Annotated in this window: 17 protein-coding genes and 3 pseudogenes; 12 read left to right on the top strand and 8 right to left on the bottom strand. The window is 61.3% G+C overall.

The genetic code is table 11. The features are described from left to right. Positions 1–56: 56 nt before the first annotated feature. Positions 57–1,364 carry a sodium-dependent transporter gene (locus tag AB2N04_RS00135; RefSeq protein ID WP_367714358.1) on the bottom strand — a complete coding sequence of 436 codons (1,308 nt, stop codon included), beginning with the start codon at positions 1,362–1,364 and terminating at the stop codon, positions 57–59. Between the two features lie 458 nt (positions 1,365–1,822). On the opposite strand from AB2N04_RS00135, the gene AB2N04_RS00140 reads away from it, so the two are divergent. The 7 genes and pseudogenes from AB2N04_RS00140 (at position 1,823) to AB2N04_RS00170 (ending at position 8,615) form a co-directional block, all read left to right on the top strand. Beyond that, positions 1,823–2,491 (top strand): SMC-Scp complex subunit ScpB, encoded by a 669-nt coding sequence (locus AB2N04_RS00140; protein WP_367714359.1) that lies wholly within the window; start codon positions 1,823–1,825, stop codon positions 2,489–2,491. 207 nt (positions 2,492–2,698) lie between these two features. Then, entirely contained in the window at positions 2,699–3,763 is a 1,065-nt protein-coding gene (locus AB2N04_RS00145) for an ABC transporter ATP-binding protein (protein WP_367714360.1), read from the top strand. Between the two features lie 124 nt (positions 3,764–3,887). Then, a pseudogene (locus AB2N04_RS00150) lies at positions 3,888–5,205 on the top strand (ABC transporter substrate-binding protein). Between the two features lie 74 nt (positions 5,206–5,279). Continuing rightward, on the top strand, positions 5,280–6,209 hold the full coding sequence (locus AB2N04_RS00155) for a carbohydrate ABC transporter permease (protein WP_367714361.1): 930 nt from the start codon (positions 5,280–5,282) through the stop codon (positions 6,207–6,209). Positions 6,210–6,220: 11 nt separating this feature from the next. Then, positions 6,221–7,123, top strand: a complete 903-nt coding sequence (locus tag AB2N04_RS00160) for a carbohydrate ABC transporter permease (RefSeq protein WP_336071218.1) — start codon at positions 6,221–6,223, stop codon at positions 7,121–7,123. Between the two features lie 25 nt (positions 7,124–7,148). Further along, positions 7,149–8,049 (top strand): annotated as a pseudogene (ltnD, locus tag AB2N04_RS00165) (L-threonate dehydrogenase). Between the two features lie 125 nt (positions 8,050–8,174). Then, the gene (locus AB2N04_RS00170) at positions 8,175–8,615 is read left to right on the top strand and encodes a PACE efflux transporter (protein WP_367714362.1); all 441 of its coding nucleotides are present in this window, start codon (positions 8,175–8,177) and stop codon (positions 8,613–8,615) included. A 3-nt stretch (positions 8,616–8,618) separates the two neighbouring features. On the opposite strand, the gene AB2N04_RS00175 is transcribed toward AB2N04_RS00170, so the two are convergent. The 6 genes from AB2N04_RS00175 to AB2N04_RS00200 all read right to left on the bottom strand — a co-directional run bounded on the left by AB2N04_RS00175 (position 8,619) and on the right by AB2N04_RS00200 (position 15,062). Continuing rightward, a complete protein-coding gene (locus AB2N04_RS00175) occupies positions 8,619–9,542 on the bottom strand; it encodes an NAD(P)-dependent oxidoreductase (RefSeq protein ID WP_367714363.1) in 924 nt (307 codons plus the stop codon). A 20-nt stretch (positions 9,543–9,562) separates the two neighbouring features. After that, positions 9,563–10,405 (bottom strand): fumarylacetoacetate hydrolase family protein, encoded by an 843-nt coding sequence (locus tag AB2N04_RS00180; RefSeq protein WP_367714364.1) that lies wholly within the window; start codon positions 10,403–10,405, stop codon positions 9,563–9,565. A gap of 25 nt (positions 10,406–10,430) precedes the next feature. Then, the gene (locus tag AB2N04_RS00185; protein WP_367714365.1) at positions 10,431–11,165 is read right to left on the bottom strand and encodes an SDR family NAD(P)-dependent oxidoreductase; all 735 of its coding nucleotides are present in this window, start codon (positions 11,163–11,165) and stop codon (positions 10,431–10,433) included. 140 nt (positions 11,166–11,305) lie between these two features. Continuing rightward, the gene (locus AB2N04_RS00190; protein ID WP_367714366.1) at positions 11,306–12,004 is read right to left on the bottom strand and encodes a GntR family transcriptional regulator; all 699 of its coding nucleotides are present in this window, start codon (positions 12,002–12,004) and stop codon (positions 11,306–11,308) included. A 214-nt stretch (positions 12,005–12,218) separates the two neighbouring features. Then, complete coding sequence (gene denD / locus AB2N04_RS00195; RefSeq protein WP_367714367.1) at positions 12,219–13,214, bottom strand: D-erythronate dehydrogenase; 996 nt, start codon at positions 13,212–13,214, stop codon at positions 12,219–12,221. A gap of 30 nt (positions 13,215–13,244) precedes the next feature. Further along, a complete protein-coding gene (locus AB2N04_RS00200) occupies positions 13,245–15,062 on the bottom strand; it encodes an IlvD/Edd family dehydratase (RefSeq protein WP_367714368.1) in 1,818 nt (605 codons plus the stop codon). 280 nt (positions 15,063–15,342) lie between these two features. On the opposite strand from AB2N04_RS00200, the gene otnK reads away from it, so the two are divergent. The 3 genes and pseudogenes from otnK (at position 15,343) to AB2N04_RS00215 (ending at position 18,014) form a co-directional block, all read left to right on the top strand. After that, the gene (otnK, locus tag AB2N04_RS00205) at positions 15,343–16,605 is read left to right on the top strand and encodes a 3-oxo-tetronate kinase (protein WP_367714369.1); all 1,263 of its coding nucleotides are present in this window, start codon (positions 15,343–15,345) and stop codon (positions 16,603–16,605) included. Beyond that, positions 16,602–17,250 (top strand): annotated as a pseudogene (locus AB2N04_RS00210) (aldolase). The gene otnK and the pseudogene AB2N04_RS00210 overlap by 4 nt, the downstream one beginning before the upstream one ends. Beyond that, positions 17,250–18,014 carry a hydroxypyruvate isomerase family protein gene (locus AB2N04_RS00215; protein ID WP_367714370.1) on the top strand — a complete coding sequence of 255 codons (765 nt, stop codon included), beginning with the start codon at positions 17,250–17,252 and terminating at the stop codon, positions 18,012–18,014. Before AB2N04_RS00210 ends, AB2N04_RS00215 begins: the two are co-directional and overlap by 1 nt. A gap of 16 nt (positions 18,015–18,030) precedes the next feature. Here the strand turns inward: AB2N04_RS00215 and AB2N04_RS00220 are convergent, their stop codons facing one another. Further along, a complete protein-coding gene (locus tag AB2N04_RS00220) occupies positions 18,031–18,705 on the bottom strand; it encodes a GntR family transcriptional regulator (RefSeq protein ID WP_367714371.1) in 675 nt (224 codons plus the stop codon). A gap of 102 nt (positions 18,706–18,807) precedes the next feature. Here AB2N04_RS00220 and AB2N04_RS00225 point away from each other — a divergent pair, with 102 nt between their 5' ends. Beyond that, entirely contained in the window at positions 18,808–19,857 is a 1,050-nt protein-coding gene (locus AB2N04_RS00225) for a 4-hydroxythreonine-4-phosphate dehydrogenase PdxA (protein ID WP_367714372.1), read from the top strand. A 67-nt stretch (positions 19,858–19,924) separates the two neighbouring features. Further along, entirely contained in the window at positions 19,925–20,911 is a 987-nt protein-coding gene (locus AB2N04_RS00230) for a TRAP transporter substrate-binding protein (protein ID WP_367714373.1), read from the top strand. Positions 20,912–20,943 lie beyond the last annotated feature (32 nt).

Raw genomic sequence — 20,943 nt, forward strand, 5'->3', positions numbered from 1 at the left:
ATCAACGCGCAAGCCCAACCCGTTGCGAAAGCACCGGTTTTCAGGCGCAAGTTTCTCTACAAGATGCCCACGCCGTTTATGAGGATCAGCGTTATCGCGACGGGAGCGGCATAGCGGATGACAAACCGCCAGGCACCGAGAAGGGCAGGGGCCAAAGTGGAGCCGTCGAGAAACTCTTCCTCGCCTTTATGCCGAAGAACCCAGCCCAGCAGCAGAGCGACGAGGAGGCCGCCGAGCGGCAGCGTGATGTTGTTGGTCACGTAGTCCATGGCGTCGAACAGGACGTTTCCCCCGATGGTGAAGCCGGACATCACGCCGAGACTGAGTGAGGCAGGCACGGCCAGGACAAAAACGGCCGCGCCGGCGATGGTGGCGACCTTCTTCCGGTTCGCACCGTTCTCATCCACGAAATAGGCGATAACAACTTCAAGGAGAGCAACCGAACTGGTGAGCGCAGCGATGGCCAGAAGAGCGAAGAAAAGGGCCGAAAAGACATGGCCGAAGGGCATCTGCGCAAAGATGGAGGGGAGGGTGATGAAGGTCAGACCCGGTCCCGCCGAAGGGGTGGCGCCGAAAGCGAAAACCGCCGGCAGAATGACGAGACCGGCCAGGAAGGCCACCAGGGCATCAAGCAGCGTGACGGTCAACGCGGAGCCCGCAATGTCGTCATGCCTGTTCATGTAGGAGCCATAGGTGATCATCGCTCCCATGCCGAGCGACAGGGAGAAGAACGCCTGACCGAGAGCGGCAAGAAACGTGGCCCAGGTGACTTTTGAGAAGTCGGGCTCAAGGAAGAATGTGATGCCTTCAGCTGCGCCATCGAGCGTGATCGAGCGCGCGGCAAGCACCAGGAGGATTGCAAAGAGCGCCGGCATGAGCACGCGCGCTGCGCGTTCGATGCCGTTTGCAATGCCGCCAAGTGCGACGAAGACGGTGATGGATAGGAAGAGGGCGGTGTAAAGCACCGGCTCAAACGGATCGGTGATGAAAGCGTTGAAAAGGCTGCCAGCCTGCTCCGTATCCGGATTCAGGACAGATCCGGTCAAAGACTTGACCGTGTAAGCCAGTGTCCAGCCGGCGATGACACAGTAGAAAGAGAGGATTATGAAGGCAGTGAAAATGCTCATATAGCCGGCCAGGGGCCAGGCTCCGCCAGCGAGTTTCCTGAAAGCGCCTGCGGGATCAAGCTGAGTCGAGCGACCGATGATCAGCTCTGCCACAAGCACTGAAACGCCGATCGTAAAGACGATGCCGAGATAGATCAGCAGGAAGGCGCCGCCGCCATTCTCTCCGGTGACGTAGGGAAAACGCCAGACATTGCCAAGGCCAACGGCCGATCCGGCGGCAGCCAGAACGAACCCCATTCTTGAGGTCCAATGTTCGCGAGGTGGGTTCATGGATCAGTCGATTGCTATCTGGAGGAGTGGCCTGTTGCTGCGGTTGTCGAATTTAAACCAGCTTCGGGCAATCCGGGATTCGGAGGAATGGGTGTGTCACGCCCGAGGCGTTTATGGTCAATTGCACGAGGCTGCATAATCACTTTGGACGTCGCGTCGCAATATTTGATGATCCGAAATCGAACTGTTTTCCCTCATGCTGTTTCCGGGAATTCCCGTGGCGGGTCGGACAGCGGGGAAAAGCTGTCGATGGCGCATGTCAGCGGCTGCACCTGCGTTGAAAGACCCGTTCGGCTTGCCCATTGTTGAAGCGTGATTCGAACCGCTCCGGGCGTGGCGGTAAGGGTCGTGTTTCCGGCTCGGTGCGATACCATGTGCGCACGGCAGAGAGGGGACCGTTTGGGACACTTGCGAGGTTTGACGGCATGAGCGTTCAATCCGGTCGGCACAACAACAGGGCAAAGGAAGCCGCCCCCCTGTTCGACCGTGAGCTTGAACACCTTCCGCCTCACCTGCGCTGGCGTGAATGGATGGCGCGGGTGGAGGCGGTGATCTTTGCGGCCCCCGAACCGGTGACGCGCCAGACGCTTGCGCAGGTGATTGGTCGCGACTGCAATCTCGATCTGCTGATCGAAGACATCCGTGCGGAGCTTGTCAGCCGACCCTATGAGCTGGTGAAGCTCGCCGGTGGCTGGCATCACAGAACCCGCCCGGCCATGGCGGATGCAATCCGCACTGCATTTGGTATCGCGGAAAAGGCGGTCAGCCTCAGCGAAAGCGAAGCGCTGGTGCTGATGGCGATCGGATATTTCCAGCCAATCACGCGCGGCGAGCTGTCGCGTTTTTTTGCCCGTGAGATTTCGCGTGACGTGATCGGCAAGCTGCGCCGGGCCGACTTCATCGCCTCCGGGCCGCGCAGTCCGCAGCCGGGTGCGCCCTATACCTATGTGACCACGTCCGCCTTCCTCGCCCACTTCGGGTTCGACACGCTGCGTGACCTTCCCGACTTCGAGAAGCTTGAAGATGCCGGCCTCCTGAATCGGGAGCGTCTGCTCGAGGACGCCGACGGATTGGCGGCCTCCTTTAGCGGCTGAGCGCCTGCCAGAGCCGACCGCTGAGGTCCCATGGCTCCAGGAACCGTGGGCTTTGCTCCCGAATGAGAAGATCTGCATCTGTGCATACGTTATTGTGTTCGCTCCGTTGTCTCCGACCTGGCTCTTATGTCCCAATTTGGCGGTTGCGCTTGAGGAAGAATGCAGCCACTATGCATTAATGAATACATTAAGGAGGGAGGAGCCTTAATGGCCACGGTTAAGTTTCGCGATGTCCGCAAGGCGTTTGGCCAGGTGGAAGTGCTGCATGGCGTTTCGGTGGATATCGAGGAAGGGCAGTTCGTCGTTCTGGTCGGACCGTCCGGCTGTGGAAAGTCGACCCTGCTGCGCATGCTCGCGGGGCTGGAGCACATCACCTCCGGAGACATCGTGATCGGCGACCGGGTGGTCAACGCGCTTCCGCCCAAGGAACGGGACATCGCCATGGTGTTCCAGAACTATGCGCTTTATCCGCACATTACCGTGGCCGAGAACATGGGGTTCTCGCTCATGCTCAAAGGGGCGTCCAAGTCGGACATCGAGGCGAAGGTTCGTCCGGCGGCGGAGATCCTTGGTCTGACGCATCTGCTCGACCGCTATCCGCGCCAGCTTTCCGGCGGTCAGCGTCAGCGTGTCGCCATGGGGCGGGCTATCGTGCGCAATCCGCAGGTGTTCCTCTTTGACGAGCCACTGTCGAATCTGGATGCCAAACTGCGCGTTTCCATGCGCTCGGAAATCAAGAACCTGCACCAGCGGCTGAAGACCACGACAGTCTATGTGACCCATGACCAGATCGAGGCGATGACCATGGCCGACAAGATCGTCGTCATGCATGACGGCATTGTCGAGCAGGTGGGCGAGCCGCTCGAACTCTATGATCGGCCGGCCAATCTCTTCGTTGCGGGCTTTATCGGGTCGCCCGCCATGAACATGACACCGGGCATGCTGGCCGAGGGTGAGCCCGGCATGTTCGTGACCGGGCAGGGGCAACGCATTGCGGTTGCCAATGCCGGAACGGCAAAGCCCGGTCAGAAGCTCATCTGCGGAATCCGGCCCGAAGCGATCCACCTGCGCGGCGATGTCGCCCTGCGTGTGAAGGTGGTGGAGCCGACGGGGTCTGAAACCCATGTCGTGGCCGAGCTCGATGGCAATGAAATGACCTGCGTCTTTCGTGAACGCATCAAGGCCGGACCGGGAGAGGAGCTCAAGGTCTCCATCGATCCGGAGGCAATCCATCTTTTCGATGCGCAGGGAGGACAAAGACTCTCGGCATGATCGGATTGGCGCGGCCGGGGAGGGCGGCGTCAGGACGGGACGTTTCGGCGTCCGGCGTTAATGCGGCAGTCAACCGCTTTGCGGCATCGGGAGGATGCTCGCAAATTTGAGGAGGAGACGTGCAATGACGATCAATCGCAGGAGATTTCTTTCAGGCACGGCGGGACTTGCCGCCGGTGGCCTTTTGGCGGGAACGCTGGGAACCAGACATGCGCTGGCGCAGGCATCGGCATCGATGTTCAAACCGGAAGAAGGGGCGACATTGCGCCTTCTGCGCTGGGTGCCTTTCGTGACAGGCGAAGAGGAGGCCTGGAACGCCAACACCGCCGCTTTCACAGAGGCGACGGGCGTGGAGGTGCGGATCGACCAGGAAAGCTGGGAGGACGTGCGCCCGAAAGCGGCGGTGGCGGCCAATGTCGGATCGGGCCCCGACATGGTGATGAGCTGGTTCGACGACCCGTTCCAGTATCCCGACAAGTTGGTGGATGTGACGGATCTCGCCAATGCGCTCGGCGAGGAGCATGGCGGCTGGTATGACGGCCTTGAGGGCTATGCCCGGCAGGGCGACAAGTTCATCGCCATTCCCCTCTGCGCCATCGGCAATGCGGTCTGCTATCGCGACAGCCACATGAAGGCGGCGGGTTTCAGCGAATTTCCGCAGGATACGGACGGTTTCCTGGAACTGTGCAAAGCGATGAAGGCCAATGGCACGCCAGCCGGTTTCCCGCACGGCAAGGCCGTCGGTGACGGCAACAACTACGCGCACTGGCTTCTGTGGAGCCATGGCGGCATGACGGTGGATGAAAACGGCGAGGTGGCAATCAACAGCCCCGAAACCAGGGCAGCCATCGAATACGCCAAGGCTCTTTACGAGACCTTCATTCCCGGAACGGAAAGCTGGCTCGACATCAACAACAACCGCGCCTTCCTCGCCGGCGAGGTGTCGCTGACGGCCAACGGCGTTTCGCTCTACTATGCGGCCGCCAAGGATGAGGCCTTAAAGGAAATCGCCGAGGACATCCGCACCACCAATCTGCCGGTCGGGCCGGTGGGCAAATCGGTGGAACTGCACCAGACCTCGACGCTCTCGATCTTCAACCACTGCAAATATCCCCAGGCGGCCAAGGGCCTATCTCGCCTTCATGTATCAGGCCGACCGCATGAATGCCTGGCTGGAGGGTGCGAGCGCCTATTGCTGTCAGGCTCTGAAGGCATTCGAGAGCAACCCGGTGTGGACCTCGAACCCGGTGCACGCGCCCTATGCCAAAGCTTCGGCATCGCTGCGGCCCAACGGTTATGCCGGCCCGCTCGGACCGGCATCGGCGGGTGTGATGGCCGACTATGTTCTCGTCGACATGTTTGCCGAAGCGGTGACCGGACAACGCACGCCCGAAGAGGCCATTGCCAACGCGGAGCGGCGTATCGCGCGCTACTACCGCTGATGGACAGGCAGCGCCGGCCAATCGCCGGCGCTGCTTCTTCATGCAGGTCAGTATCAAGAAAGGCAGGATGACCCATGCAGGCCAGGCCCGCGCGTTCAACTTCGATCCTCGGATGGTTTCTGGAAAGCCGCAACGGGCTCGGGCTTCTGTTCATGCTGCCGGCGGCGGTGTTTCTTCTGTGTTTTCTCACCTATCCGCTGGGGCTGGGTGTATGGCTCGGCTTCACCGATGCGCGGATCGGACGCGAGGGCATTTTCGTCGGGCTCGAAAACTATATCTGGCTGTTCGACGATCCGGTCTTCTGGCTCTCGGTCTTCAACACCATGCTTTACACCGTGGTGGCTTCAATCCTTAAATTCGCGCTGGGGCTCTGGCTCGCGCTGATCCTGAACCAGCATTTGCCGTTCAAGACGTTTTTTCGCGCCATCATCCTTCTGCCCTGGGTGGTGCCGACCGTGCTTTCGGCGCTGGCCTTCTGGTGGATTTACGATTCCCAGTTTTCGATCATTTCCTACGTGCTGATAAACCTCGGTGTCATCAGCGAGCCGATCAATTTTCTTGGCGATCCGAACACGGCGCGGGCATCGGTGATTGCAGCCAATGTCTGGCGTGGCATCCCGTTTGTGGCGATTTCGCTGCTGGCCGGCCTGCAGACCATCCCGCAATCGCTCAATGAGGCGGCGGCCTTGGACGGCGCGACCTCGTGGCAGCGTTTCACCAAGATCACGCTGCCGCTTCTGACGCCGATTATCGCCGTGGTGATGACGTTTTCGGTGCTGTTCACCTTCACCGACTTTCAGCTCATCTATGTGCTGACGCGCGGCGGGCCGGTCAACGCCACGCATCTCATGGCAACGCTTTCCTTCCAGCGCGCCATTCCCGGCGGGCAACTGGGCGAGGGCGCGGCGATTGCCGTGGCGATGATCCCGTTCCTGCTGGCGGCGATCCTGTTCTCCTTCTTCGGATTGCAGCGCCGCAAATGGCAGCAGGGCGGCGGCGACTGAGGAGGACGGCCATGAGCGAGATTACCCAGAACACAAAACAGGCCGGCCTTCACGACGATTCCGAAGGCATGGAACAGTTCAACACGCTGCCGCGGCGGATCGTGACGGTCTATCTGCCGCTCGCGGTGTTCGTTTTCGTGTTGCTTTTTCCGTTTTACTGGATGGCGATCACCGCCATCAAACCGGATTACCAACTCACCGACTACAAGAATTACAGCCCCTTCTGGGTGATCGAGCCGACGCTCGAACATGTGAAATTCCTGCTGTTCGAGACGTCTTATCCGGGCTGGCTGTGGAACACGATGCTGGTGTCGTTCGCCTCGACCTTCATCTCGCTCGCAGCATCTGTCTTTGCCGCCTATGCCATCGAGCGGGTACGGTTCACCGGGGCGCGGGTGACGGGGCTGATGATCTTTCTCGCCTATCTGGTGCCGCCTTCCATCCTGTTCATTCCGCTTGCGTTCATCGTGTTCAAGGTGGGGATCTTCGATTCACGCCTCGCGCTGATCCTGACCTACCCGACCTTTCTGATCCCGTTCTGCACCTGGCTTCTGATGGGCTATTTCCGCAGCATCCCCTTCGAACTGGAGGAAAGCGCGCTGGTGGATGGCGCGACGCGCTGGCAGATCCTCACCAAGGTTATCCTGCCGCTGGCGGTGCCCGGTCTCATCTCGGCCGGCATCTTCGCGTTCACCCTGTCCTGGAACGAGTTCATCTATGCGCTGACCTTCATCTCCTCGTCGGAAAACAAGACAGTGCCTGTCGGTGTGCTGACGGAGCTGGTGCGTGGCGATATCTATGAGTGGGGCGCGCTGATGTCGGGTGCGCTGCTTGGCTCGCTGCCGGTCGTCATCCTCTATTCTTTCTTCGTCGATTACTACGTCTCGTCCATGACGGGCGCGGTGAAGGAATGAGAATTTTCATTTCCAGGAGCATGCGATGCGGGTGATGGTGATTGGCCTCGGGTCGATGGGCATGGGGGCGGCATTGTCGCTCGTGCGTGCCGGGCACGAGGTTTTCGGCGTGGACCCCCGCTGTGAAGCCCGCGCGGAGCTTCAGTATGCCGGCGCAAGAGAGACGGGGCCGCAGGGGCTGGATTTTGCCTGCCGCGCCGAGGCTGTGGTGATCCTCACTGTCAACGCGGAGCAGGTGGAAAGCGTCCTCTTCGGAGAGGCAGGGATTGCCGGCAAACTGCCGGCCGGGACGCCGGTGATGATCTCCTCTACCGTGTCAGTGGACGATGCACGGCGATTTGGCCTGGAACTGAAGCAGGCGGGGCACATCATGCTCGACGCGCCGGTTTCGGGCGGACCGGACAAGGCGCGCGAGGGCGCGATGACCGTGATGGCGGCAGGGCCAGAGGAGGCGTTCCAGCGGCTTGCTCCGGTGCTGGATGCGGTGGCGGAACGTGTCTTTCGCATTTCAGACCGGATTGGCGACGGGGCGGCGGTGAAGGTCATCCACCAGCTTCTTGCGGGCGTGCATATCGCCGCAGGCGCCGAAGCCATGGCGCTGGCCGCACGGGGCCGGCATCCCGCTCGACACCATGTATGAGGTCGTGACCAGTGCGGCGGGCAATTCATGGATGTTTGAAAACCGCATGCGGCACGTGGTGGATGGAGACTACACACCACGATCCATGGTCGATATTTTCGTGAAGGACCTCGGGCTTGTGACGGATACGGGACGCGCGCTGAAATTTCCCCTGCCGCTCGCCTCGACGGCCTACACCATGTTCGCCTCCGCAAGCGCGGCCGGTTATGGCCAGTGGGATGACAGTGCGGTGATCAAGGTTTTTCCAGGCGTCACGCTTCCGGGGGATTCGGTCGAGGAGGAGTAGTCGCAGGAATTCGCTCCCCCCTTGCGACAGAACACAGCACACCTATATTGCGACCGAAAGCGAGGACGACCTCCCCCATTCCGGGAATCATGTCGGGACGGCCCGAGAAACAGACGGGGAGCAGAATGCGCACCGCTGCAGATCGTATTCGTCATGCCATCAGCTTTGAGCTGATCGCGCTTTTGATTGTCACACCAGCCGCTTCCTGGTTGTTCGGAAAGCCCATGTTCGACATGGGCGTCGTTGCCATCGTGAGCGCCACGATCGCCACGCTGTGGAACTACATTTATAATCTCGGCTTCGATCACGCGATGCGAAGGCTAACCGGCAGCGTTCGCAAATCCGTGCCCGTTCGCGTCGTCCACGCGCTTTTGTTTGAAGGCGGGCTTCTGGTGGCCCTCATGCCCACCACGGCGCTATTTCTCGATGTGCCGGTGGTGGATGCATTGTTTGTCAACGCGTCTTTTGCGGTCTTCTACCTGGTCTACGCTTTCGTGTTCAACTGGGCGTATGACGTGATCTTCCCGGTATCCGAGAAGCCCGCTTCGACGGCGCGCAGCGCCTGATCGCTATGCCTTGAGCGGTGGGGCGCTGGTTTCGCCGGTGCCCAGCCGCTTGCCCGGATTGATTGCCTCGAGCCAGAGAAGGTAGGCGGCGTGATCGTGGCGCCCCATCTTCATTTCGTGGGCGAGGGTGTGAAACGCATCGCGCGTTTTTTCCGTCAAGGGAAGCGAGAGCCCGGCGTCGCGGGCAACCTCAAGTGCATTTTCCAGATCCTTGAGCTGCAATTCGAGCGGGCCGCCCGGCACGAAATTGCGCTCGACCATGCGTTCGCCATGCAACTCCAGAATGCGGGAGGTGGCAAATCCACCCATCAGCGCATCGCGCAGCGCGGCGGGGTTGCAGCCACCCTCCTGCGCCAGAAGCATCGCCTCCGACACCGCACCGATGGTGACGGCGACGATCACCTGATTGGCGAGCTTGGCGACCTGACCCGCGCCATGAACGCCGACATGGGTCGCGCGTCCCATGGCTGAGAGAAGCGTTTGGGCCTCTGCAAAATCCGGGGCTTCGCCACCGGCCATGATGGCGAGCGTTGCCTCGATCGCACCTTTTTCGCCACCTGAGACCGGCGCATCGAGATGCCGGTGCCCGGATTTCGAAAGTGCTGCGGCATGGTCGCGCGCGACCGCTGGCTGGATTGACGACATGTCGATGAAAAGTGCGCCCTTCGGTGCGGCTTCCACAACGCCGTTTTCGCCGAAATAGATTTGGGTGACGATGGGCGAATTGTCGACCATGGTCACGATGGCATCGGCGCTGGCGACCGCCGAGCGAGGATCGTCGGCGACGGTCGCGACATCTGAAAGGGCCTCCGCCTTGGCGCGAGTGCGGTTCCAGACAGTAAGATTGAAGCCCGCCCTGGCAATGTTTCGTGCCATCGGGGCACCCATGATGCCGGTGCCGATGACGGTGACGTTCCTGATGCTCATGGCGGGCTCCGTTTTTTGGTTCAGGCCTGAACGACGGTCTGGCGCTGTTCGCCAAGTCCGGCGATGGAGAGCGTCATGACATCGCCAGCCTTGAGGTATTGCGGCGGCTTCATGCCCATGCCGACGCCGGGCGGTGTGCCGGTGGAAATCACGTCACCGGGCATGAGCGTCATGAACTGCGAGAGATAGGAAACCACATGTGGCACGTTGAAGATCAGCGTGTTGGTGTTGCCGGTCTGGCGCCGCTCGCCATTCACATCGAGCCACATGTCCAGATTGTGCGGGTCGGCCACTTCATCGCGGGTGACGAGCCAGGGGCCGAGCGGGCCGAACGTGTCGTGGCTCTTGCCCTTGGTCCACTGGCCCGAGCGCTTTGTCTGAAAGTCGCGCTCGGAGACGTCGTTCATGATGGCGAAGCCCGCGACATGATCCATGGCATCGGCCTCGCTGACATATTTGGTCTTCGAGCCGATGATGACGGCAAGCTCGACCTCCCAGTCGAGTGCCTTTGAACCGCGCGGCAGTTCGACATCGTCATTGGGACCGCAAAGGGCATTCAGCGCCTTGGCGAAAACGATGGGCTCTTCCGGCGGTTCGGCGCCCGTTTCGGCGGCATGGTCGGAATAATTGAGGCCGATGCACACGATTTTCTGAAGGCCCGCCACACAGGGCCCAAGGCGCGGATTGCCGTCGACGGCAGGAAGGGTCTGCGGATCGATGGTGCGCAGCTTGTCGAGGCCCGCCGGCGAAATGACATCGCCGGCAATATCGTCAACCACTCCGGAAAGATCGCGCAGGGTGCCATCGGCGGCGAGCATGCCCGGTTTTTCCTGACCCGCCGGACCGTAACGCAACAGCTTCATGTTCTTTTCCTCTGTGTTTTTACAATCAATAGACGGCCCGGCCGCCCGAGATGTCGAAGACACCGCCGGTGGTGAACGAGCATTCCTCTGACGCCAGCCATGCGATCATTGCTGCGGCTTCGGCCGGTTCGAGAAAACGTTCAAGCGGAATTTTGGAGAGCATGTAGTCGATATGCTCCTGGCTCATCTGATCGAAGATCGGCGTGCGGGCTGCTGCCGGGGTGAGGCAGTTGACGATGACGCCGGTTTTCGCGAGCTCCTTGCCGAGCGACTTGGTCAGCCCGATCAAACCAGCCTTGGAGGCGGAGTAGTGCGAGGCGTTGGGATTGCCTTCTTTCCCGGCTATTGATGCGATATTGACGATGCGGCCATAGCCGCGCTCGATCATGCCCGGCACGAGTGCGCGGCAGGTGAGATAGGGAGCGACGAGATTGACCTCGACGGTGCGGCGCCAGATATCCGGCGTCAATTCCCAGGTCTTGCCATTGCCGCCGGTGATGCCGGCATTGTTGACGAGAATGTCGATAGCGCCGGCCTCGCCCGCGGCGTCGTTTACCGCGCGTTCGTCCGTCAGTTCAACGACACGCCCGCTTGCCTTCGCACCGAGCTTTTCGGATGCTTCTTCGAGGGGCTGGGCATTGATGTCCCAGAGGATCACCTCGGCGCCGCTCGCCAGGAAACGCTCGGCCGTGGCCAGCCCGATACCCTGAGCTCCGCCGGTGATGATGGCGCGCCGCCCGGCCAGATCGATATGGTTCATTGAAGCCCCCTCCTCATTCTCCACCTGTCATCTTCATTGCACAGTCATTCCAAAAGCACAATGTATACATTGTGGAGTTTCCGGTGGGGATCCTGTCGTTGCAGTGAAGCGTCGACCGGGCAATGAAGCATTGACCGGTTTCATGCTTTCGTCGGGAAGGTCGTTTTCTGACGCAGGAGCGAGACGAGTTGCTCGTCCGCGCGGTCGCGGTGCTGCTGATGGAGGCGCGTTGCCTCTTCCTCGTTGCCGGCTGCGATGGCGGCGAGGATGGCGCGGTGCTCGCGATCCGAAACGATTGGCAGGGGGCGCAGTTTTGTGATCGCGCGTCGCGCGTGGTACTGCAGGTCCCAGAGCTGGCGCAGCATGGCCTGCAGGCGCGGATTTCCACACAGGCCGACAAGTTCGGAGTGGAACTCGTCGTCGAGTTCGGACCACGCCTCGATGTCTCCGCGTTTCGAGGCGCGTTCCATCTGGGTCAGGATGCCGTCCAGGCGGTCATGGTCTGCCGTGGTGATGCCGCGCCGGGCCGTCAGTTGCGCCGCCTTGACCTCGAGTGTCGAAAAGACCTGATAGATCTGTTCGATCTCTTCAACAGACAGCGCCTTCACCGTTATGCCATGGCGCGGGCGCACATCCACAAGCCCGTCTTCCTCAAGCCGGATGAGCGCCTCCCGCACGGGAGTGCGGCTGAGCGAGAGAAGGCTTGCGACTTCGGTTTCGAGAAGCGTTGTGCCCGGCGGCAGCCGGCCTTCCAGAATGCGGAACTTCAGCTCATGATAGGCACGGTCGCGCGCGGGCATTTTGGCAATGCCCTGAAGGCTGGGGCGCGGGCGGGACATCGTTGTGGGCCCATCGCTTTTTGCCCGATTTCGTGCTGCCGCTTTCGTTTTCTCGCCCTTGCTCAGCGTGCCCTCCCTGATTGGCCCGTCACTTTGAGGATCACCACAGATCCGATGGTTGGCAGATATTTGCTGGCATGTCCAAGCGCTTCAAATGACGTGCAACGGTTCTTCACAAGCGAGAACGGCGGTTGGGCATTCATGATGCGGTTCTTCAGCTCGTCGCGTTGCGCCTCTCTTCATCGGCAATGTGCGCGCGGATGATGGCTTCGAAATCACTGTCGGCTTTGAAACCGGCCTGCTCTGCACGATCAGCTCGGAAATCGCGCGGCCAGCCGGCGACGATTGCAGCGATCTGCGGGTCGTGTTCGCGCCTGATGCGGGCCACCACATCGTCGCCCGCAACACGCCGCAGGGCCTCTATCATCTCCGCGATGGTGACCGACAGGCCGGGCATAGTGAGGGAGCGACGATCCCCGAGCTGCGCCAGGTCCATGGTGCCCGCATGCAGCAGAAAACCCACCGCAGCATCCGGGCTCGCCACCCAGTGGCGCACATCATCCGACACAGGCAGGATGGCATCCTGCCCGGCGAGCGGCTCGCGGATAATGCCGGAGAAGAAGCCGGACGCGGCCTTGTTGGGCTTGCCGGGCCGCACGACGATGGTGGGCAGCCGAATGCCGATCCCGTCTATGAAGCCTTTTCGCGTGTAGTCGGCCAGAAGAAGCTCGCCGATGGCCTTCTGTGTTCCATAGCTGGTGAGCGGGGCACGGAAGAACTCGTCGTCGATCCTGTCGGGAAACGGCGCGCCGAAGACCGCTATGGACGAGGTGAAGACGAGGCGGGGCCGATAGGGGGCTCCGCCATCATCGCCGAGAAGCCGGATGGCTTCGAGAAGATGACGCGTGCCATCCATGTTGATGCTGTAGCCCTTCTCGAACGCAACCTCCGCCTCCCCGGAAACGATGGCGGCCAGATGGAAGATGACATCGGGCTTTTGCGCGATCAGTGCCTCGACGGTTTTTGCATCCGCGATATCGCCGGCCTGCGCATCGATCTGAATGCCATTGGCCGGGGCGAGCGGAGCTTCGACCACATCGAATGCGTGAATGGTTTCGATACGCTCGCTGCCGAGCTTGCCATCGGAGAGCAGCTTTTCGGCCAGCCGGCGACCGACCATGCCGGCGGCTCCGATAATCAGGATGCGCATGCGGGTTCCTCCTCCCTTCAGGGCCTGGCCCTAGTGATTGTCGCGCGGGACGGGCGGCATGGTGCCGTCCTTTCCGCCCTGTGCGAGCCGCTGATAGTTGACGGCGGGTTCCAGCACCATGCCGGCTTCCAGCTGGGCAACCATCCCACGCTGGATCTCCTGCCAGGGCGTCTGGTGCGCGGGATATGCATAACCCCCGGCTTTTTCCAGTTCGGCGCGGCGCTGGTTCAGATCTTCATCGGGCGCGAGGATGTTTGCGGTGCATTTGTTCAGATCGATGCGCACGCGGTCGCCGGTTTTGAGGATCGCAAGCCCCCCATTGGCGGCAGCTTCCGGCGAGGCATTGAGGATGGACGGTGAGCCCGATGTGCCGGACTGGCGACCGTCGCCGATGCACGGCAGAGAGGTAATGCCGCGCTTGATGAGGTAGTCCGGTGCGCGCATGTTCACCACTTCCGCCGCGCCCGGATAGCCGATGGGGCCCGCACCGCGCATGAAAAGGATGCTCTTCTCATCGATGGCGAGCGCCGGATCGTCGATCCGTGCATGATAATCCTCCGGCCCGTCGAACACGATGGCGCGGCCCTCAAAGGCCATGGGATCTTCGGGATTCGAGAGATAGCGGTCCCGGAATTCGTCGGAGATGACCGAGAGTTTCATGATGGCGGAATTGAAGAGATTGCCCTTCAGCACACGGAAGCCCGCATTCTCCTTGAGCGGGTCGGCGAAGGGACGGATCACCTTCTCGTCAGCGATGGCGGCATCGCGACAGTTATCGCCGATGGTTCTGCCGTTGACCGTCAGGACATCCTCGTTGATGAGCCCGGCCGACATGAGCTGATTGACCACCGCCGGCACCCCGCCGGCGTGGTAATAGTCCTCACCCAGATATTCGCCCGCAGGCTGGAGGTTCACCAGAAGAGGCACGCTTTCGCCATGGGTCTGCCAGTCGTCGATGGACAGTTCCACGCCCAGATGGCGGGCGACAGCCGTCAGGTGGATAGGGGCGTTGGTGGAGCCGCCGATGGCCGAGTTGACGCGGATTGCATTGATGAAGGCGTCGCGGGTCATCACGTCGCTTGGCTTGATGTCCTCATGCACCATGTCGACGATGCGAAGGCCGGTGCGATACGCCATTTCCTGCCGGTCGCGATAGGGTGCGGGGATGGCGGCGGAGCCGGGCAACTGCATACCGAGCGCCTCGGCCAGCGAGTTCATGGTGGTGGCCGTGCCCATCGTGTTGCAATAGCCGGTGGAGGGGGCGGAGGAGGCGACCAGCCGCACGAAACCTTCATAGTCGATCTCGCCGGCAGCCATCATCTCGCGTGCTTTCCAGACCACGGTGCCCGAGCCCGTACGCTCGCCCCGGAACCAGCCATTGAGCATGGGACCGACCGAAAGCGCGATGGCCGGAATGTTGACCGTGGCAGCCGCCATGAGCAGCGCAGGCGTGGTCTTGTCGCAGCCGATGGTCAATACGACGCCATCAAGCGGATAGCCGTAAAGCACTTCGACAAGGCTGAGATAGGCAAGATTGCGGTCGAGAGACGCTGTCGGGCGCTTTCCGGTTTCCTGGATCGGATGAACGGGAAACTCGATGGCAATGCCGCCGGCCTCACGGATGCCCTCGCGCAGGCGCTTGGCCAGTTCGAGGTGGTGCCGGTTGCAGGGGGAAAGGTCGGAGCCGGTCTGTGCGATCCCGATGATGGGCTTGCCCGACTGCAGCTCTTCCTGCGACAGGCCGAAATTCAGGTAGCGCTCAAGATAAAGCGCTGTCATATCCGGATTGCCCGCATTGTCGAACCACGCGCGTGAGCGCAGGGAAGGGGCTTTCTGTTTGTTGCTCATGTCGACTCCGGATACTTGATTGCGCGCCTATTCTAGCTTCTTGTTGATTAATGTATACACAAAAAATCGTGTCCGTAGCGAATTTCAGGAGCTTTTGGGCTGGAGTCCCGAGCACCGGAATCTCTTAGGAAAAACAAGCAGAAGCAACGTAGGCTTGTGAGAAATTGACGTGCCTTGTGCATTCGTATACCGCGCAGCGCCTCTCTCGTTCAACTGCATTGACTTTTATGGATACGTTATCGCATTAAGCCTTGTTGCATGCGCGAAGGAGGAGGTGCGAATGTTGCTCGGCTGTATTGGGGACGATTTTACCGGCTCCTCCGATCTTGCCAACATGCTGGCCAGAAGTGGCATGAAGACGATCCAGTATTGCGGTGTTCCACGTGGGGCCGCCGATCCTGCCGTGGAGGCTGGGGTGGTGGCACTCAAGTCGCGCACGGTTCCGGTGGCGGATGCGGTTCACCAGTCGCTTGAGGCGGTCGACTGGCTTCTGGAGCAGGGCGCGCGGCAGATATACTTCAAGTATTGTTCGACCTTCGATTCGACGCCGGAGGGCAATATCGGCCCGGTGATCGATGCGCTGATGGAACGTCTCGGCGCGGAGCAGACGGTTGTCTGTCCGGCTTTTCCGGCGACGGGGAGGACGGTCTACCAGGGGCATCTCTTCGTGAATGACCGCCTGCTCAACGAGAGTGGTATGGAACATCATCCGCTCACACCGATGCGCGATGCAGACATTCGCCGCTGGCTCGCGCCGCAGACGGATGGCGCCGTGGGTCATGTCTCCGCGCAGGTGGTGCGCGAGGGGTCGGCGTCCATTTCCGATGCGTTCGGCCGCGAGGCGGCGGCGGCGAAGACACGCATTGTCGTCGACACGGTCTGCGACGAGGATCTCTATCGCATCGGCACTGCCGTGCGTGGCATGAAGCTCGTGACTGGCGGGTCGGGGCTGGGGCTGGGACTGGCGGCGAATTTCAGGGAAGCCGGCCTGCTGAAGCAGACCGGGCAGGTCTGGCAGGGTTCGTCTGGACGGGCTGCCATCCTTTCGGGGTCGTGCTCGGGGCAGACGCGCCGGCAGATTGCCGAATACTCAAAGCTTCATCCCGCCCTCAGAATCGAGCCTGAGGCCGTTCTCTCCGGTGCAATGACGCCGCAAGCAGTGGTGGCGTGGATCGGGGCGCAGGACGCAGGCGCCGCGCCGCTCGTCTATTCCTCGGCAGATCCCGAAGTGGTGTGCGCGGCGCAGGCTGCGTTCGGGCGGGAGGAGGTCGCTTCAGCCCTCGAGGGTTTTTTTGCTGCGGCCGCCGTGCAGCTTGTCGCCGGTGGATATGAGCGGCTTGTGGTGGCGGGCGGCGAGACGTCGGGTGCGGTTGTTGAGGCGCTGGACTGCTCGGCGCTTGAGGTTGGCCCGCAGATTGCGCCGGGCGTGCCGGGGCTGAAGGTCGCCGGCCGTCCTGTCTGGGTGGCGCTCAAATCCGGCAATTTCGGTGACGATGCGTTTTTCATCAAGGCGCTGGATGTGTTGAAGGGAGAGGCAACATGAGTGAAGAAAGCCGGCTCAGGGAGGAGATGTGCAGCCTCGCCGCCTCGCTTCATTCGCGCGGGCTGACGCATGGCGCCACCGGCAATGTTTCCGCCCGCACGAGTGACGGCGGATTGCTGGTGACGCCGACGGGCTCGACGCTCGGCACGCTCGATCCGGCCCGGCTGAGCCGCTTCGATGCGGCGGGGCGGCATGTGGATGGCGACAAGCCGACAAAGGAAATGCCCCTGCACGAGGCGTTTTACGAGACGCGTTCCAGGGGCCGGTGCGATCGTGCATCTGCATTCGACGCATTCGGTCGCCTGGTCGCTTCTTCCCGATGTCGACCCGGACAATCTTTTCCCGCCGCTCACGGCCTATTCCATCATGCAGCTCGGCAAGGTGAAGCTGCTTCCCTATTTCATCCCGGGGGACGTGGCCATTGGAGAGGCGATCCGCGGACTGGCAGGCAAACGCTCGGCGGTGATGCTGGCCAATCACGGCCCGGTGGTGGCGGGCAAGGACCTGCGGGCAGCCGGCCAGGCGATCGAGGAACTGGAAGAGACGGCGCGTCTCGCGCTTCTCACGCGCGGACTTTCGCCGCGTCTTCTGACACCGGAGCAGATCGATCAGGTGGTGACGAAATTCGATGTGGAGTGGTCGTGATGCTGCGTTTTTCCGCCAATCTCGGGTTTTTGTGGACGGAGCTTTCCCTGCCGGATGCGGTCCGGCGGGCGCATGCGGCCGGTTTCGATGCCGTCGAGTGCCACTGGCCTTATGCCGTTCCGGCTGCAGAATTGCGTGCGGCACTTGAGGAAACAGGCCTGCCTCTGCTCGGTCTCAACACCCGAAAGGGAGAGCGTGAGGGAGACTTCGGCCTTGCGGCATTGCCGGGGCGTGAGCATGAGGCCCGTGCCGCGATCGACGAGGCGGTGGCTTATGCCGCAGCCGTGGGTGCTGGTGCGGTGCATGTGATGGGGGGCAGGGTGGCTGAAAGCCCTGCAGCGGAAAATGCATACGCCGAAAACCTCGCATACGCCTGTTCGGTGGCGGCAGCGCAGGGCATCGGCATTCTGATCGAGCCAATCAATCACCGCGACGTTCCCGGCTATTTCCTGTCCCGTGTCGAGCAGGCGGCGGATGTCATCGCCCGCGTGGGCGCGGCCAATCTGAAAATCATGTTCGACTGCTACCACACGCAGATCATGCAGGGCGATCTGCTCAACCGGTTTATCGCGCATCGCGCGCTGATCGGGCACGTGCAGATCGCCGCAGTGCCCTCGCGCGCCGAGCCGGACGAGGGCGAGATCTGCTTCGAGCGTCTTTTGCCGACCATGCTTGACGAGGGATATGGCGGGTTTTTCGGTGCCGAGTACAGGCCGCGTGCGGGCACAGATGAAGGGCTTGGCTGGCGCAAGACGTTTGACTGAAGTCAGCGTCGGTTCGCTAGATATTGTCCTTCACACGATCCCATGTGTTCATCAGATGTGTCGCCATGACCTGGCCCAGGGTTTCGCCGTCGCGTTTTTTCAGAGCTGCGGCCATCTGCTCATGCTCGGCCACTGCCGAAGCCCAGTAATCCGGCTTGCTGTTTCCCAGGAAGCGGATGCGCTTGAGGCGCGCCTGAATATTGGCCTGAACCTCGCGCAGCGATTCATTGCCTGCCAGCCGGGACACGCGCGAGTGGAACTCCTGATTGAGCTTGTAATAGGGCAGGCGGTCGCCTTCGCGGTAGCGCTCCAGCATGTCTTCGTGAAGCTTGAGAAGTCCCTCGATGTCTGTGTCGCTTGCGCGTTCACAGACGAGCTGTCCCGCCAGTTTCTCCAGATGCGAGAGCAGCTCCAGCATGGAGAACACGTCCTGGGCAGTGAGCTTGCGCACCACGCTGCCCTTTGACGGGCGAATGATGATCAGCCCCTCCGCCGCCAGTGTGCGCAGCGCCTCGCGGAAGGGGGTGCGCGAAACGCCGAGTTGTTCCACCAGCGTCGTTTCGTCAATGCGTGTACCGGGCGCCAGATGACCTTCGATGATGAGATCGCGAATCCGGTTCGCGACCTGGTCGTGCAGCGTCTGCTTTTCGATTGCCACGCTTTCCAGTGGGAATGGGCTGCTGAGTTCCAAACGGGGTCTCCTGAATCAACCGGATTTGCCGATCTTACAAAAAGATGCGTTGACGTGCGAATTTTCAATTGTATATTTTGTATACAAAATAAGGAATACACAATGCAGCAGTCACGCATCGCCTTTGCGATTGGAGATCCGGCGGGCATCAGCCCGGAGCTTTCGGCCCGCATTCTCGCCGATGGGGAAGCCAATCGCGACGACCTGATCGTTATCGGGGATCAGCGTGTTCTTGCGCTGGGCGCGCGCCAGGCTGGCGTTACACTGGACCTGCCGATTGTGTCGCGCGAAGCGCTGGAACGCGAGCTTCCCGGTGGCACGGTCCTCGTGGACATGGCCAATTGCGATCCGGACGATGTGCCGCTTGGCGAGGCCAGCATAAAGGGTGGCCGCGCCGCGCTGGAGAATTTCGCGACAGCGCTGCGCGTTGGCAAGGCGGGCCTTGCGAAGGCGGTTTTCTTCACGCCGTTCAACAAGCATGCAATGCGGCTTGCCAAGGCCGACTATGTGGATGAAATCGGCTTTATCGATGCCACCATCGAGGCAGAACGCAGTGGTCGTGAGTTCAACGTTCTCGACGAGGTGTGGAACGCACGCGTCACGTCGCATATTCCTCTGCGTGATGTGGCCGACACGCTGTCTGCAGAGCGGATCTATGAAAGCCTGAAACTCACAAAAGAGGTGATGGAGGGGGCAGGCATCAAGCGCCCGCGCATTGGCGTGGCCGCGCTCAACCCGCATGCGGGAGACGGGCGAAATTTCGGCTGGGAGGATGAGGACATCCTGCTTCCGGCTGTACAGCGCGCGCAGGAAGAACAGATGGCCGTCACGGGGCCGATCCCTTCGGACACGGTCTTCGTGCGGGCGATCAGGGGAGAGTTCGATGCGGTGATGACCATGTATCATGACCAGGGGCAGATCGCGATGAAGCTGCTCGGCTTCGATCGCGGCGTCACGTTGATTGCCGGCTACCCGTTTCCCATTGTCACGCCGGCCCATGGCACGGCCTATGACATCGCCGGCAAGGGCATTGCGGATACCGGCGCGTCGTTCAACGCGCTGGCGCTTGGCCGCAGGCTCGGCGACCGGATTGCTTCACGCGCTGTCGAGGAGGAGGCCGCCATTCGCGGTTATCAGGAGGCTCAGGGCTAGGCGGACCGGCAACAGTGAATGCGGAGCCGGGGAGGGCTTCGCGGAAGAAACCAGAGGGAGGAATACCATGAAACTGAAGCACATAGCATTCTGCATGGCGGCGCTGCTGCCTGCCATGGGCACCGGCGCGGCGCAGGCGCAGGAAGAGATCATTTTCGGGATCAGCGCGGCAACGGGGTCACTGCAGGAGCAGACGGCCAGCGAGTTTGCACGGCGCGTCAACGAAAAGCTCGATGGCAAGGCTGTGGTCAAGGTCTTCGACAGCTCCCAGCTCGGCAAAGACAAGGACATGCTGCAGAAGATCAAGCTCGGGACCATGCATCTGACGCTGCCGTCTTCCACCATGCCCGACATCGCTGCCGAGTATGCGATCTTCGACCTGCCGTTCCTGGTGGCCGACCGTGCGCATCTGAAGAAGATCGATGAGACCCTGTTCAAGGACGTGCTGGTGCCGGCTGCCGAGGCGCAGGGCTATCGGCCGCTCGCAATCTGGGAAAACGGTTTCCGGCAGATCACCAACAATGAACGCCCGATCAACACGCCGGAAGACCTGAGTGGGCTGAAAATCCGTACACCGAATTCATCCTGGCGGGTGGCCATGTTCAAGGAATACGGCGCCAACCCGACGCCGATGGGTTTTTCGGAAGTGTTTGTCGCTCTGCAGACGGGCGTGATCGACGGGCAGGAAAATCCCCTGACCAACATTGCCGCCGGCAAGCTGAACGAAGTGCAGGAATATCTGTCGCTTTCCGGCCATGTCTATTCGCCCGCCTACCCGACGGTGGGGATCGCGGCGTTTGAAAAACTGGACCCCGAGATCCAGACGGTGCTGGCCGAAACGGCACAGGAAGTGGCCGGCTGGGCGCGGGAAACAGGCGCCTCCAAGGATGACGATCTTTTGAAGCAGCTTGAGAAAAGCGGCATGAAGGTCAACAAGGCGGACCGCGCCGCATTCGTGGAAGCCTCCAAGCCGCTTTATGAGAAATTCGCCAAAGAAGTCGAGAACGGACAGGCGATGATCGATCAGGTACTGTCGCTGGCCGACGGTTCCTGACGCCACGGGGGTGGTGCTTTCCTTGAAGTGCC

Origin of the sequence: Nitratireductor sp. GISD-1A_MAKvit (assembly GCF_040819555.1) — a bacterium.
Classification (GTDB): Bacteria; Pseudomonadota; Alphaproteobacteria; order Rhizobiales; family Rhizobiaceae; genus Nitratireductor.

Excerpts from the sequence above, each read along its gene's own strand:
- AB2N04_RS00135 (WP_367714358.1), bottom strand. The coding sequence starts at position 1,364 with ATGGGGTTCGTTCTGGCTGCCGCCGGATCGGCCGTTGGCCTTGGCAAT.
- AB2N04_RS00140 (WP_367714359.1), top strand. The coding sequence starts at position 1,823 with ATGAGCGTTCAATCCGGTCGGCACAACAACAGGGCAAAGGAAGCCGCC.
- AB2N04_RS00145 (WP_367714360.1), top strand. The coding sequence starts at position 2,699 with ATGGCCACGGTTAAGTTTCGCGATGTCCGCAAGGCGTTTGGCCAGGTG.
- AB2N04_RS00155 (WP_367714361.1), top strand. The coding sequence starts at position 5,280 with ATGCAGGCCAGGCCCGCGCGTTCAACTTCGATCCTCGGATGGTTTCTG.
- AB2N04_RS00160 (WP_336071218.1), top strand. The coding sequence starts at position 6,221 with ATGAGCGAGATTACCCAGAACACAAAACAGGCCGGCCTTCACGACGAT.
- AB2N04_RS00170 (WP_367714362.1), top strand. The coding sequence starts at position 8,175 with ATGCGCACCGCTGCAGATCGTATTCGTCATGCCATCAGCTTTGAGCTG.
- AB2N04_RS00175 (WP_367714363.1), bottom strand. The coding sequence starts at position 9,542 with ATGAGCATCAGGAACGTCACCGTCATCGGCACCGGCATCATGGGTGCC.
- AB2N04_RS00180 (WP_367714364.1), bottom strand. The coding sequence starts at position 10,405 with ATGAAGCTGTTGCGTTACGGTCCGGCGGGTCAGGAAAAACCGGGCATG.
- AB2N04_RS00185 (WP_367714365.1), bottom strand. The coding sequence starts at position 11,165 with ATGAACCATATCGATCTGGCCGGGCGGCGCGCCATCATCACCGGCGGA.
- AB2N04_RS00190 (WP_367714366.1), bottom strand. The coding sequence starts at position 12,004 with ATGTCCCGCCCGCGCCCCAGCCTTCAGGGCATTGCCAAAATGCCCGCG.
- denD (WP_367714367.1), bottom strand. The coding sequence starts at position 13,214 with ATGCGCATCCTGATTATCGGAGCCGCCGGCATGGTCGGTCGCCGGCTG.
- AB2N04_RS00200 (WP_367714368.1), bottom strand. The coding sequence starts at position 15,062 with ATGAGCAACAAACAGAAAGCCCCTTCCCTGCGCTCACGCGCGTGGTTC.
- otnK (WP_367714369.1), top strand. The coding sequence starts at position 15,343 with ATGTTGCTCGGCTGTATTGGGGACGATTTTACCGGCTCCTCCGATCTT.
- AB2N04_RS00215 (WP_367714370.1), top strand. The coding sequence starts at position 17,250 with ATGCTGCGTTTTTCCGCCAATCTCGGGTTTTTGTGGACGGAGCTTTCC.
- AB2N04_RS00225 (WP_367714372.1), top strand. The coding sequence starts at position 18,808 with ATGCAGCAGTCACGCATCGCCTTTGCGATTGGAGATCCGGCGGGCATC.
- AB2N04_RS00230 (WP_367714373.1), top strand. The coding sequence starts at position 19,925 with ATGAAACTGAAGCACATAGCATTCTGCATGGCGGCGCTGCTGCCTGCC.